Origin of the sequence: Deinococcus sp. Marseille-Q6407 (assembly GCF_946848805.1) — a bacterium.
Lineage (GTDB): Bacteria > Deinococcota > Deinococci > Deinococcales > Deinococcaceae > Deinococcus.
In genome coordinates, this window is record NZ_CAMPFU010000003.1 from 131,930 (window position 1) to 144,654 (window position 12,725).

16 protein-coding genes are annotated in these 12,725 nt (G+C 66.5%); 8 read left to right on the forward strand and 8 right to left on the reverse strand.

Translation table 11 applies throughout. The features are described 5' to 3' along the window. Window positions 1–34 precede the first annotated feature (34 nt). Window positions 35–673, reverse strand: coding sequence for a hypothetical protein (locus tag OCI36_RS07700; RefSeq protein ID WP_261664515.1), 639 nt, complete (start codon window positions 671–673; stop codon window positions 35–37). Next, the gene (locus tag OCI36_RS07705) at window positions 670–1,419 is read right to left on the reverse strand and encodes a HepT-like ribonuclease domain-containing protein (protein ID WP_261664516.1); all 750 of its coding nucleotides are present in this window, start codon (window positions 1,417–1,419) and stop codon (window positions 670–672) included. The genes OCI36_RS07700 and OCI36_RS07705 overlap by 4 nt, the downstream gene beginning before the upstream one ends. A 138-nt stretch (window positions 1,420–1,557) precedes the next feature. On the opposite strand from OCI36_RS07705, the gene OCI36_RS07710 reads away from it, so the two are divergent. From OCI36_RS07710 to OCI36_RS07720, 3 genes are all read left to right on the forward strand, one after another. After that, window positions 1,558–2,208, forward strand: a complete 651-nt coding sequence (locus OCI36_RS07710; protein ID WP_261664517.1) for a hypothetical protein — start codon at window positions 1,558–1,560, stop codon at window positions 2,206–2,208. A gap of 72 nt (window positions 2,209–2,280) precedes the next feature. Further along, window positions 2,281–3,057 (forward strand): roadblock/LC7 domain-containing protein, encoded by a 777-nt coding sequence (locus OCI36_RS07715; protein ID WP_261664518.1) that lies wholly within the window; start codon window positions 2,281–2,283, stop codon window positions 3,055–3,057. 47 nt (window positions 3,058–3,104) lie between these two features. After that, window positions 3,105–4,931, forward strand: coding sequence for a hypothetical protein (locus OCI36_RS07720; protein ID WP_261664519.1), 1,827 nt, complete (start codon window positions 3,105–3,107; stop codon window positions 4,929–4,931). Window positions 4,932–5,056: 125 nt separating this feature from the next. Here OCI36_RS07720 and groL read toward each other — a convergent pair whose 3' ends face one another. The 3 genes from groL to OCI36_RS07735 all read right to left on the reverse strand — a co-directional run bounded on the left by groL (window position 5,057) and on the right by OCI36_RS07735 (window position 7,932). Next, window positions 5,057–6,700 carry a chaperonin GroEL gene (gene groL / locus OCI36_RS07725; RefSeq protein ID WP_261664520.1) on the reverse strand — a complete coding sequence of 548 codons (1,644 nt, stop codon included), beginning with the start codon at window positions 6,698–6,700 and terminating at the stop codon, window positions 5,057–5,059. A gap of 140 nt (window positions 6,701–6,840) precedes the next feature. Next, window positions 6,841–7,128: a co-chaperone GroES gene (gene groES, locus OCI36_RS07730; protein ID WP_261664521.1), complete on the reverse strand. Its 288-nt coding sequence runs from the start codon at window positions 7,126–7,128 to the stop codon at window positions 6,841–6,843. Window positions 7,129–7,350: 222 nt separating this feature from the next. Continuing rightward, window positions 7,351–7,932, reverse strand: a complete 582-nt coding sequence (locus OCI36_RS07735; RefSeq protein WP_261664522.1) for a GNAT family N-acetyltransferase — start codon at window positions 7,930–7,932, stop codon at window positions 7,351–7,353. A gap of 100 nt (window positions 7,933–8,032) precedes the next feature. On the opposite strand from OCI36_RS07735, the gene def reads away from it, so the two are divergent. The 4 genes from def (at window position 8,033) to OCI36_RS13340 (ending at window position 10,320) form a co-directional block, all read left to right on the forward strand. Further along, window positions 8,033–8,698: a peptide deformylase gene (gene def / locus OCI36_RS07740; RefSeq protein WP_261664523.1), complete on the forward strand. Its 666-nt coding sequence runs from the start codon at window positions 8,033–8,035 to the stop codon at window positions 8,696–8,698. Next, on the forward strand, window positions 8,682–9,680 hold the full coding sequence (gene fmt / locus OCI36_RS07745; protein WP_261664524.1) for a methionyl-tRNA formyltransferase: 999 nt from the start codon (window positions 8,682–8,684) through the stop codon (window positions 9,678–9,680). Before def ends, fmt begins: the two co-directional genes overlap by 17 nt. A gap of 85 nt (window positions 9,681–9,765) precedes the next feature. After that, the gene (locus OCI36_RS13335; protein ID WP_315941261.1) at window positions 9,766–10,014 is read left to right on the forward strand and encodes a hypothetical protein; all 249 of its coding nucleotides are present in this window, start codon (window positions 9,766–9,768) and stop codon (window positions 10,012–10,014) included. A gap of 57 nt (window positions 10,015–10,071) precedes the next feature. After that, window positions 10,072–10,320, forward strand: coding sequence for a hypothetical protein (locus OCI36_RS13340; RefSeq protein ID WP_315941262.1), 249 nt, complete (start codon window positions 10,072–10,074; stop codon window positions 10,318–10,320). Window positions 10,321–10,348: 28 nt separating this feature from the next. Here OCI36_RS13340 and nth read toward each other — a convergent pair whose 3' ends face one another. The 3 genes from nth to ddrC form a co-directional block, all read right to left on the reverse strand. Beyond that, a complete protein-coding gene (gene nth, locus OCI36_RS07755; RefSeq protein WP_261664525.1) occupies window positions 10,349–11,095 on the reverse strand; it encodes an endonuclease III domain-containing protein in 747 nt (248 codons plus the stop codon). Then, the gene (locus OCI36_RS07760) at window positions 11,088–11,258 is read right to left on the reverse strand and encodes a hypothetical protein (RefSeq protein ID WP_261664526.1); all 171 of its coding nucleotides are present in this window, start codon (window positions 11,256–11,258) and stop codon (window positions 11,088–11,090) included. Before OCI36_RS07760 ends, nth begins: the two co-directional genes overlap by 8 nt. A 64-nt stretch (window positions 11,259–11,322) precedes the next feature. Continuing rightward, window positions 11,323–12,018: a DNA damage response protein DdrC gene (gene ddrC, locus OCI36_RS07765; protein WP_261664527.1), complete on the reverse strand. Its 696-nt coding sequence runs from the start codon at window positions 12,016–12,018 to the stop codon at window positions 11,323–11,325. Between the two features lie 148 nt (window positions 12,019–12,166). Between ddrC and OCI36_RS07770 the strand changes: the two genes are divergently transcribed. Beyond that, the gene (locus OCI36_RS07770) at window positions 12,167–12,691 is read left to right on the forward strand and encodes a hypothetical protein (RefSeq protein WP_261664528.1); all 525 of its coding nucleotides are present in this window, start codon (window positions 12,167–12,169) and stop codon (window positions 12,689–12,691) included. The last annotated feature ends 34 nt before the right edge of the window (window positions 12,692–12,725 follow it).

The following is a 12,725-nucleotide window of genomic DNA, read 5'->3' on the forward strand; positions in this document are numbered from 1 at the left end:
CGCTGGGCGCCCGGTGAACCCCAATCACTGCGGGTCAAGCTCCGCGCAGGTCATCCAGCCAGCCGAGCAGCTCAGAGAGATCCAGCTGGCCGGCGCCCCGGCGCTGCCCCCAGTCCTGCAGCGCCGCGTATACAGCGGCAGCCTCGGCCAGTTGCAAAGGCGGCAAAGCAGTCCAGAGCAGGTGGTCCCCACCCGGCCACTGGACACAGCGCCGGGTGACGCGGTGCCCCGGCAGCTGGGCCGCCAGCAGAGCGTCCACTTCAGCAGCCAGGGCAGCCGCGTCGGCCAGGTCGCCCAGCAGTTGCAGCAGCGTGGTCGGCCGGTCGCGGCGGGGGTGCAGCTGCGCTGCTCGGTCACGGGCCTGCAACACGTACCGGCGCAGCTGCCCCAGGTCACGGGTACGCCATTCCCACAGCATCAGCTGGCCCGCGCTCAGGCGCAGGATAAACTCGCCGTCCGGGTAGTGCCCGTCGGCCCTGCCGGAAGCGTCGTACCAGCCCAGGTCCAGGCAAAAAGCCGCGTCACAGTAAAAGATTTCGGCCAGAGAGCGGTCCAGACCGCTGCCCAGCCGGGCCGCCTCAGCTGGCAGGGTGGCTTCAAAGTCCAGGTCGGCCAGCAGGCACACATCACCGCCGTAAAAGCGGACCTCGTTCAGCCGCCGGGGCCGGGTCAACCGCCTTCAACCTCGTCTTCATCTTCCGGGCTGCCGCCTTCAGCCAGGGCCTGGAGGGTCGGGCGCAATTTGGGCAGCTCGTAGCGGGCCGTCTGCCACACCAGGTCCAGGTCAGTGCCGAAATAATCATGTGCTACCAGGTTGCGAATGTCGCGCAGTAGCGCCCAGGGCACCTCAGGGTGGCGGTCCTCCTGCGACTGGGGAATGAACTTGGTGGTTTCGCCCAGCCGCGAGAGGTTCCGCAGCACGGCGTCTACCGCCTGCTCGTCGTTGCGGAACGAGTGGCGATCGTGCGGCGCCGTGTAGTCCACAATGCGGTCCAGGGCGTCCAGCAGGTCGTACACGCGCCAGCGCCAGCGTTTGCGGCGGTGGGTGCGCCGGGGCCGCTCCGGCAGCTCCATGATGTCCACCGCGTCGGTCAGGATGCCACGGCGCAGCGCCGGCTTGATTCCGCCTTCGGTCAGGGCATCGATCCGGGTGCCCAGCAGGCCCTCGAACAGGTCCTTGGCCGCCATCAGGTTCAGCAGTCCGGCACCTTCTTGCAGGTCCAGCAGCAGGTCCACGTCGCTGAGGTCAGTCGCCTCGCCGCGGGCCACCGACCCGAAAATCCTGACCCGGGTCACCCCCAGGCGCCGCCAGTCGGGCTCGATGCTGCGCAGCTGCGCCGCCACGGCAGGCAGGCTGGGGCTAAGCGGCGCCGGCGCTGAGCGGTGATGTCCTCGGGAAGAACGTTCTGCGGGCGTCATGCCTTCAGCATAGGGCCTGGGCTGCCCCTGGGCCGCCCAGCCTGCCTGTTCTTTGGCACCCCCTGGCGTCGGCCCTTTGCTTCTCTCCTTCCTTTCCCTCACCCTCGCCCTGAGCTTTCAGCCCCTACAATGCGGGGGATGGACCCTTCTGCCTCACCCACCCCACCGGACCACCAGCCCGAGCCACGCCGCTCAGCCCTGCCCAGCGGCTGGCTGGTCGGCCTGGCCGGTGTCCTGATTGGCCTGCTGGGCCTGGGGGCCGCCTTTTGGATGCTGCGTGACCAGCCGGCCGTGAATGCGCCGGTGCCTGTGGCCGAGGAGACGGCCCAGGCCGCTGCTTCCCAGCCGGCCACCGCCGCTACACCCGACGGCACCACCGCCACCACCACCATTGTCCGGCCAGGCCAGACCAGTGCGCCGGCCACCACCGAGACCCTGGACGCCGCCGGCGGCCACTCGGCGCTGCTGGACCTGCAGGTGCCCAGCGGCTTCGCGCCGCCCAAGCTGGAGAACCTCAGCTTCGCAGACGCTTTTGCGCAGGCGGCCGCTTACCGGGGCTGGCAGTGCCAGCAGACCGAGGTGATTCTGTTTTCCGACGCCCATCAGGCGCTGCCGGCGGTGCAGGAACGCCTGCTGGAACTGGGCTATCAGGTCAGCGACACCGAAACGGCACTGGGCGAGGACCACAGCTGGCTGGCCAAACACCCCGACCGGCCAGACCTGTTCGGCAGCTTTTCCTCGGGCCAGGAAGGGCGCGGCAATGTCAGCCTGTGCTCGCTGCCCAACTGAGCACAGATCCGCCACCTGAGGCAAAAAACAGTTCTGTGACACCGCACCCCCTAAGCTGAACCTGGAAAAACTATGGCAAACCCAGAGACGGCCACCGCCTACGAACTCGCCACTTCTGCCCTGGCAACGGCAGCCCAGGAACAGGGCCTGCCGGCCGCTGCCCTGTCGCAGGTGCTGGACCGGGTCCTGGCGGCCCAGGGCTTGCCTGCCGGGCAGCTGACCAGCGGGCAGCTTCAGGGACTGCTGTTCCCGGAGCTGGACCGGGCCTACAGCGGCGTGTTGGAAGATGAGCCCCGCCAGCGCCTGCTGCGGACCCTCTCCGAGCAGCTGGTGGCGCAGGAACTGGACGCCGTCTTTGCCCCCGCGCCTGCGGCAGAGACTGAGCTGGATACTGCCGGCAGCCAGACTGAAACGGACACCGAAGATGCAGCGGAAAGCGGCGAGGACTGGGAATTCGGTGAAGACGAATTTGAATTCGAGGATCCCGAATATCTGGCGGCCCCGGCTGCCCGCAGCTACGACCTCAGTAGTGCGGCCGACCAGAACAGCCTGATTGCCGAGCTGGGCCGGGTGGGCGGCGTGCAGAGCGTGATGATCTGCCGCCAGAACGGCGAAGTGGTGCAGGCCCGCTCGCTCAAGGACCTGACGGCCCTGGGCAGCGTGGTGGCAGCCACCGTGCTGCTGCTGCGTGGGCACGCCCTGCGGCTGATGTCGGCCCAGGTGGGCGGCACGGTGGTCTGCGTACGGCCACTGGGCGACTACGCCGTGGCTGTGCTGGCCGACCCGGAAGTCAACGTGGGCCGCTTGCTGGGAGAACTGAGCCAGCTCCAGACGGAGAACGCCGCCTGAAACGCACGGCCTGCCTCGCGGCGGCCCAGCGTGGAGCGCTGCTGACGTTGCTGTGCCTGGGCAGCGCTGCTCAGGCACAGGACCTGGGCAGCTACCGCCAGCTAAGCAGCGCCCTGACGGCGGCCGGTACAGCCACCGACGGCCCCGGGGCCCTGCAGGAACTGGACCGCGCCGAGGCAGCCTACGCCAAGCTGCAGCCGGAGCTGCGTGACCCGCAGCTACGCCGCAGCGTGCAAGCGGCACTGGACCGGGCGCGCGCCGCGCTGGCCCGCACACCAGCCGAGCGGCAGGCCCAGGTATCTTATGCACAGGCGCTGCTGCGGCAGGCTCTCTACAGCCAGACCCTGCAGGACCTGCTGAAAACTGGCTGGACGGCAGAGGTACAGTCACGGCTGCAACAGCTGACCCGGGATTTCAGGCTGAACGCGGCCGAGACAGCCGCGCTGGAAAAGTCTGGGCGGGCCGGCCCTCCCGAAGCGGTGGCCGCCCGGCTCCAGCGGGCCGCTGCCCGCAGCGTCGCCCGCGAGCTGGAGCCCTGGGGGCGTGGCGTAGGCCGCTCACTGGCACAGAGCGACGCCTATCTGCGGCTGTCACGGGCCAGCGGGTGGCAGCTGCACCTGGCCGAGTTGCCCGGAACCCCCCCGGCGGCCAGCTACAACCAGGCCCTGAACCGGCTGGCCCAGGGCGACCTTGACGGCGCCGAGCAGCCGGTCCGGCAGCTGTATGCCGCCGCCCTACATACCGCCCAGCAGCTCGGCCACACCCTGGACACACTGCCTGCACCGGCCCAGCCAGCAGCGCAGGCATCCCAGCCGGCAGCACCAGCTTCTGCCTCATCTGCTTCTCCGGCGAGCACAGTCCCGGTGGCTCCAGCCACGCAGGCGGCACCGTCCACCCCGGCTCCGGCCCAGCCCAGCCCAACCAACGCTGTCCCGGTTACCTCCAGTACGGCCACCTCCGGCGCCAGCGTGACCATCGTGCCTACGCAGCCAGCCTCGCCAGCCGCCAGCGGTACGGCCACCGCGCCGTCTGTCTCATCTCCCAAAGAAGCTGCCGATCCAGTCTATACAGCGCTGGGCCGGGCGCTGGCGGCCGTCATGGCCGGTGACCAGGACCAGGCTCAGGTGCAGTTGCAAGCGGCGGCCCAGGCCGTGGAGCAGCTGCCGCCGGCCTGGCGGGGCGAAGCCACCACTCAGCTGGCCGGGCGCCTGCGCGAGCTGGCCGGGCACTCCCGGCTGGAAGCCAGCGATATTGACACCCAGCTAGCCGGACTGCAAAACATCGAGCGCCAGGTCGCCCAGGGCAGTCGCGTCACCGAAACTTCGCCACTGCAACACCTGATGAACCGCTACTGGAACGGGCAGATTCAGGCCGCTGCCTTTTTGCTGCTGACCCTGCTGCTGCCGGCGCCCTTTTATTTCAAATTCCGTGCGCTGGGTCACCAGAAAGGCGAATGGGCCCTGATCGTGACCGGAATCGGCATGCTGGCGGTCCCACCTTTTGTGGAAGGCGTGCTGGTCATCGCCAGTGGGCTGGGTGACCTGCTGGGCAGTCCGCTGCTGCAAGCGGCCACCACCCTGGGCGTGCGTCAAAGCCCGCTGGGCCATTTCCTGTGGTGGTTGTTCAGCCTGTTCGGGGTCCTCCTGATGACGGCCGGCTTCTCGCAGCTGAACCGCAACCGGGTGCGGTTGGCCCAGGTCAGGGAAAACTGGCACCGCTCGCGCACTTTTTCAGACGCTGGCCCTCTGAAGCAGAGTCCTGCGCAGCCTTCCGAAACGCCGGACGCCCATAACAGCTGGTCCGGCTGGGCCCGTTCACTGGGCAAAATCAAACCGGGCCGTACTTCCAGGCCCAGGGACAAATCCGGGTCCTGAGCTGATCCGCCGGTTGTGCAGAGGCAAACAGGACAGATTCTCCACGCACAGCAACACAAAAAAAAGCCGGGGCACCTGGCCCCAGCTTCTTTATCTTGCTCCGGTTGCGGCTTGGTCTTCCTCGCTCAGAAGTCCATGCCGCCCATGCCGCCCATGTCGGGGGCGCCGCCTGCAGCGGGTTTTTCGGGTTCGGGCTTGTCGGCCACGATGGCTTCGGTGGTCAGGATCAGGCTGCCGATGCTGGCCGCGTTCTGCAGGGCAGTGCGGGTCACCTTGGCCGGGTCGACGATACCGGCGGCCACCATGTCTTCCACGTATTCGCCGGTCGCGGCGTTAAAGCCGTAGCGGGGCTTATCGCTGCCGATCACGGCGTTCACGATCACGCTGCCTTCTTCGCCGGCATTCGCGGCGATTTGGCGGGCGGGTTCTTCCAGGGCGCGGACCAGGATCCGGGCGCCGGTGGCTTCGTCGCCTTCCAGGCTTTCAGCCGCCTTGCGAACAGCGGGAATCACGCGCAGCAGGGTGGTGCCGCCGCCGGCTACGATGCCTTCTTCCACAGCCGAGCGGGCGGTGGACAGGGCGTCTTCGTAGCGGTGCTTCTTTTCCTTCAGTTCGGTTTCGGTCGCGGCGCCCACGCGGATCACGGCCACACCGCCGGCCAGCTTGGCCAGACGTTCCTGCAGCTTTTCACGGGCGTAGTCGCTGTCGGTGCCTTCCAGTTCGGCCTTGATGGCGTTCACGCGGCTGTCGATCTCGCCCTGTTCACCCTTGCCGTCCACGATGGTGGTTTCGTCCTTGGTGATGCGCACGCGGGCCGCGGTGCCCAGCATTTCCATGCCGACATTTTCCAGCTTGTGGCCGAGGTCTTCGCTGACCACTTCGCCGCCGGTCACAGCAGCGATGTCGCGCAGCATTTCCTTGCGGCGGTCGCCGAAGCCGGGAGCCTTCACAGCGGCGATGTTCAGGGTGCCGCGCAGCTTGTTGACCACCAGGGTTGCCAGCGCTTCGCCGTCAACGTCTTCAGCGATGATCAAAAGGGGACGGCCGGTCTGAGCCACCTTTTCCAGCACGGGCAGCAGGTCCTTCAGAGCGCTGATCTTCTTCTCGTTGATCAGGATGAAGGGGTTTTCCAGCACGGCTTCCATGCTTTCGGTGTTGGTGATGAAGTAGGGGCTGATGTAGCCCTTGTCGAACTGCATGCCTTCCACCACGTCCACTTCGGTGTCAAAGCCCTTCGACTCTTCGATGGTGATGACGCCTTCCTTACCGACCTTGTCCATGGCAGAGGCGATTTCTTCGCCCACCTGGGGATCGTTGGCCGAGATACCGGCGACCTTCTTAATGGCGTCGCTGTCTTCGACCGGCACGGCCAGCTGCTGGATTTCCTGGATAGCGGCGGCCACGGCCTTTTCGATACCGCGCTTCAGGGCCAAGGGGTTGGCGCCGGCGGCCACGTTGCGCAGGCCTTCTTTCACCACGGCCTGACCCAGCACGGTCGCAGTGGTGGTGCCGTCACCGGTGATGTCGTTGGTCTTGCTCGCCACTTCCTTGAGCAGCTGGGCGCCGATGTTTTCCAGCTTGTCTTCCAGTTCCACTTCGCGGGCAACAGTCACGCCGTCCTTGGTGATGGTGGGGCTGCCGAATTTCTTTTCGATCACCACGTTGCGGCCACGCGGGCCAAGGGTCACTTTGACAGCGTTGGCAACAGCGTTCACACCACGTTCCATGCTGCGGCGGGCAGATTCTTCAAAAACCAGTTGTTTGGGCATGTGATTGCTCCTTCGAGTCTGAACTTGGGAGGGGAGGCTGGCGGGGCGGCCGGGCCGCTTGCCGCTGAACCTTCACCGAGAGGCCGTAAGTGGCTGGGCCGGACATAAAAAGTCCCGGCCGCGCAGCCGACCTTCAGCGATTATTCGACGATGGCGAGGATGTCGCGCTCGGACAGCAGGGAGTAGTCCTTGCCTTCCGCGCTGACTTCGGTGCCGCCGTACTTGGCGAAGTAGACGGTGTCGCCGACATTGACTTCCAGGGGCACGCGCTGGCCGTTGTCCAGCATCTTGCCGGTGCCCACAGCCACGACTTTGCCGCGCTGGCTCTTTTCCTTGGCGGTGTCAGGCACGTACAGGCCGCCGGCGGTCTTCTGCTCTGCTTCTTCGATGATTTCGACCAGCACGCGGTCGCCTAGGGGTTTCAACATGGTTCAGACCTCCTGATGTGAGATAGTAAGTAGAAAGAGGCGCCGGGCCACCTGAGCCCAAAAACAGTGTCCAGGACAGGGCGGCCAGACTTCTTCTTGCCTTCAGGCTAGCGCCTGACGCCTGAAAATGTCAAGCGTTGATCCCAATAAATCTGAGTCCCCTAGACTCAAGTTGTGTTTACGACAGGCTTTTGTCCGGTCAGCCAGTTCCGGCGCCAGGCTCTAATCCAGCAGCCGCACCAGTGCCCGCATCCGGGCAGTGTCTACCCGGTCGGCAGTGATTTCCATCAGCACGCTGTCAAAGCGCTCCTGCCCCAGCCGCACCGCCCCGGTCCGGCGCCCGATTTCACGGAAGCCCACCTTTTCATAGGCGCGGATGCCGCGGGTGTTGTAAGCGAAGACATTCAGCTGGATGTTGTACAGGCCCAGAAAATACATGCCGTATTCCACCATCAGGCTCACGGCTTCGGAGCCGTAGCCGCCGCCCCAGAAGTCGGGATTGTGGACACTGATGCCCAGCTCGGCGGTGCCGTGGCGGTGGTTGACGCCGCGCAGGTCCAGCCCGCCGATAAACTGCTCGGTCGCCCGGTCGTAGATGCCAAAGGTCACCCCGTCGGGGCTGCTTTTGCTGATGCTCTCGAAGTAAGCCTCTTCGTCTTCCAGGCTGAAAGCACCGCCGAACGCGCCCAGATAGGTGGTCAATTCCAGATTGGAAAAATAGCGGGCCATATCGGGCACGTCTTCACGGCGCAGCCGGGCCAGCACGACCTTTTGCCCGGTCAGAACAGGATGCAGTTCGCTCATGCCCCAGCCTAACGCGGGTGCGGCGACCGGCCATCAGTCATCTGGCGTAATAGATGCCCCTTGCTTTTGGCAGCCGGCAGATGCGCTAGAAAAAAGAGTTATGACTCAAGTTCCTTCTCTCTACCCTATTCGCCTTTACGGCGACCCCGTACTGCGCCGCAAGGCCCGCCCGCTGAAACATACCGACACCCTGACGGTGCCCGGTTACGGCTCGCAGTCGCTGCGCGAGGTGGCCAACACCATGCTGGAAACGATGTTCGAGGCCAGAGGTGTGGGCCTGGCCGCGCCGCAGGTGGGCCTGGGCGTGCGGATGTTCGTGGCAGTGGAATACGACGACAACGAGGAAGAAAATGAAGGCCAAGAGACCGAACTGAAGTCGAAGGTGCTGCGCGACTTCGTGATGCTGAACCCCAAGGTGACGGTGATCGATAAGAAAAAGGACCGCGCCGAAACCGAGGGCTGCCTCAGCATTCCCGACGTCTATGAGGAAGGCGTGCCGCGCGCCCGCGCCGTGCGGGTGGACTACACCGACCTGGACGGCAACCCCCAGACCGTGGAAGCTGAGGACTACCTGGCGCGGGTATTCCAGCACGAGAACGACCATCTGAACGGCAAACTCTTTCTGGATTATCTGCCGCAGGACGTGCTGAACGACCATCGCGCGGCCCTGCTGTCCATGCAGCGCCAGGCCAAGCTGAACCTGGAACGCCTGGCCCAGCAGGCCCGCCAGCAGCAACCGGACGGACACCGTGACAAGCGGCTCTGAGGCCGGGGCGGGGCCGGCCGCCGGGATTCGCCGGGTGGCTTTTTTCGGGTCGCCGGCTTTTGCGCTGCCAGTGCTGGAAGCGCTGCACGAGGCTTTCGAGGTGGTGCTGGTGGTCAGCCAGCCGGACAAACCGGTGGGGCGCGGGCTGAAGCTGACGCCGCCGCCAGTAGCGGCCCACGCCGCCGAGCTGGGGCTCCCACTGGCACAGCCTCAGAAACTGCGCGGCAATGCCGAGTTCGCGGCGCAGCTTCTGGCCTCGGGCGCCGAGGTCGCCGTGACCTGTGCCTACGGCAAGCTGCTGCCCCAGAGCCTGCTGGACACCCTCCCCTATGGCTTTCTGAACACCCACACCAGCCTGCTGCCCCGCTACCGGGGCGCCGCACCGATTCAGTGGGCGCTGATCTGCGGGGAAACGGTTACCGGCACGACCATCATGCAGACAGACGCCGGGATGGACACCGGCCCGGTGCTGCTGCAAGAGCCACTGCCCATCGGACCAGAATGGACCGCGCTGGAGCTGAGTGAAGCGCTCTCGCAGCAAGCCGCGCGGCTGGCAGTGCAAGCGGTCCGTGAGTACCATCAGCTGTCGCCGCAGCCGCAGGACCCGGCCCAGGCCTCGCACGCCCCACTGCTGACCAAGGAAGACGGCTTCGTGCGCTGGCAAGACCCGGCCCAGGCCATTGTGGACCGCTCCCGGGGCGTGGCCGCCTGGCCGCAGACCACTGCGTTCCTCGGCGGCAAGCGAGTCAAGCTGACCGGGCTGAGCGTAGCGCCGAAGCCGGCCGGAGAGGCGACAGCGCCCGGAACAGTGCTGGGTACGGCAGACGACGCACTGATCGTGGCCGCCAGGGGGGGCAGCGCGGTGCAGATTCAAACCGTGCAACCAGCCAGCAAGAAGCCCCAGCCGGCTGCCGCCTGGGCGGGCGCCCAGGGTCTGCTGCCAGGTGGGCGTTTCGACCTGTGGGAACCGCAGCCGGCCTAGCCGCGTATCCGGCGCCATGCCCCTGCAGCACGCCGCCTTCCCGGTCCATCTGGAATTCCGCCTCAGTCTCCGCACTGAGATTCGCGTGACTGACGCAGATGGCCGGCTGCTGGCCACCGTCAAGGAAAAGCTGCTTAGCGTGCGCGACGAGGTGCGGATTTACGCCGACGAAGCCAAGCGCGAGCAGCTCTACACCATCAAGGCCAAGGGGTTTCTGGCCGGCGCGGTGGACTGGAAGGCCCAGCGCCTGATCGTGACCGCTGACGGCCGCCCGGTCGGGGCGCTGGGTGCCCAGGGCGTCCGTACCCTCTGGGGCGCCGCCTATGACCTGTGAGGTAGCGAAGGCCAGCCGCGCTACATCATCCGCGACGACCGGCCCTGGCTGAGCGCCGTGGAAGGAGCGCTGGACTTTATTCCGCTGATCGGTAACTTTCTGGCGCTGGGTTTCGACTATTTCGTCAACCCCACCTATACCGTGCGCGACCCGGCAGGCGTGGCGGTGGCCCGTATCCGCAAGGAGCGTTCGCTGTTCTCGCGGCGGTTCACCGCCGAAGCCCTCCAGCCGGCCGCCGGGCAGGACACCGAACTGCTGGTCACCGGCCTGATTCAGCTGGTGCTGCGCGAACGGGACCGGGGCTGAGGCCCAAGCCCCTCAGCCCCGCCCCGCTCTACTTCTTGAAGCTGGGCACATCGTCTCCGTACAGCGCGTAAGCGTCGCAGCGTTCGCGGAGAATGCAGCGGCCGCACTTGGGATGGTGCCAGGTGCAGACCTGTTGCCCGTGCTTGAGCAGGTTGATGTGCAGGTCGTAGAGCAGCTGCGGCTCGGGCGGCAGCAGAGCCAGCAGCGCCTTGTGGGCCGTTTGCTCGCCCATTTTCGGAATGGTCCCGACCCGAGTGTTGATGCGGTGCACGTGGGTATCCACCGGGAAGACTGGCCGGGCGTAATTGAACAGCAGCACCAGAGAAGCCGTCTTGACACCCACGCCCGGCAGGTCGGTCAGCCACTTCAGTGCTTCCGCGACCGGCAGGTCCCGCAGAAAATCCAGGTCGTAATTGCCGCGCTTGTCCCTGATGGCGTGCAGGGTGGCCTGAATGCGGGGAGATTTCTGCTCGGGGTAGTTGGAGCGGCGAATGGCGTGCGCCACCTGCTCCACCGGCGCGGCGGCGATGGCGTCCCAGTCGCCCAGCTCCCGCAGCTTCTGATAGGCAGCGTCTTCGTCGCGCCAGTTGGTGCGCTGCGAGAGAATAGTGCTGATCAGCTCGTGCATCGGCTCACGGCGGGGGACCAGCGGTTTCTCACCGTATTCGGCCAGCAACCGCTCGCGTATCCACAGCAGCAGCGCCGCCCGCTCCTCGGCCGGCAGGGCAGCATTCAGGGGGCGGGCGGTCTGCGGAAAGAGAGACGGCTCAGTCACGGCCGGGGGTGGCGCTGTCCTCTACGCTGCTGCGGCTGCCTTCGGCAGGGTCCTGGGTGCTGGCCTGGGGCTCGTCGTGTTGCTGGCCGTTGCCGCCGCGTTCGCCCTCGGCGGCGTCCTGGCTGGAAGTGTTCTGGGTCTTCAGGTCATCGCTGTTGGTCATGGAGTCAGGGTGCCACGCCCCGCACGGCCCGAAAGCCGGAATCAGCTCAAGGCGTATTTAGCGTTCAGCCGCTGCGCGGCAGGGCGCCGGCGTCCCAGAGGCGCTGCTCACGGGCCAGCGTCTCGCCGTGAACCGCCAGAATGGCCGCGTTGCCCTGCACGTCCTGTTCTTCCAGGGCGCGGGCAGTAGCGGTGTCCAGATAAGCCATCCGCAGCAGTTCGGCGCTGTTCAGGCCGTCGCGGGTGTTTTTTACGCCGCGCTCGCGCCGCAGGGCAGTGCTGTTCATGCCCAGCACCGAGCGGTTGCTGAGGCTGCCCAGCTGCCGGTAGACCGTGCCGTGCCCACCGCGGCGGGCCACGGTGCTCATCAGCTGGCGGCGGGCCTCAGTGCTTTCCAGCCGGGCGGCCAGCCAGCGCCGGGCGTCCGGGTCGGGGTTGCGCTCGGCAATCTGGGCGGCCAGTTTGACATCGCCCTGCAGCGCCGCCGTCAGCAGGTCCTGCGCCCGCTTGCGCCAGCGACGCGCCGCCGGGGTGTCCAGCCGGAAAGTCAGCGCCGTGAATTCCGCCACGCTGAGCGTGGGCTCGGGGCCGTCACCGAAATCGCGCCGAGCGCCCTGCAAGCCGTACTTCTCGCTGAACCAGTCCCAGTCCACCCGCCCGGCGTCCAGCTGCTCCAGCGCGCTGCTGGCCCGCAGCAGCCCATCGGCGCTGACAGGCAGGCGCACACTGCCGAATTCCAGAATCAGAGGAGCGTTCTTCATACAGATATTCTAGCACGGATTATGTAAATGACATAATCGACCAGTCGGGTCTCTGGCAACTTCTGGGCTATGTTCTGGCCTCACACCACAGGCATTCCCGCTTTCCTCTACTCTGGCCGCATGTCCTTCCGACTCCTGCCCGCTGCCCTTGCCCTGGCACTCCCAGCGCTGCTGGCCGCCTGCCAGAACGCGCCCCCGTCTGCCGCAGGACCACGACCTGAGCGGCCTCATCAGCGGAGAGTGGGGCGAGAACCCCAAGCTGCGGCTGAATCTGGTGGGCGCCGGCTTTCCGCAGGCCTTGACCAGCCGCTCGACCCTGCCGCAGCAGGTCAGTGCGCGGCCTGAGGACGAGGGCGGCTGGCAGTACGGCGTGGACTTGCCCGGCGTCCCGGCAGCGGCGGGGGTCTACCAGATCATCGCCTTTAATGACATCAACGGCAACGCCACCTATGAACCCGGAGAACCGTTTGCCCGCAACAGCCAGTACCTGATTTACAGCGTGTATGGGGGCGACTGGTCAGGCTTCCAGTTTCGCGACTGGCTGAACATTCCGGCCATGTCGGTCAGCCGTGGCTGGAACCTCTATGACGCCTCACAGCCGCTGGGCGCCGGCAACCCCCGCGCCGCCACCGCCAAGCTCAGCGGGTACGATCTCCCACGCGGCGAACGCTAGGACACCACCGCACCGGCACTGCGCCTCCGGCGAG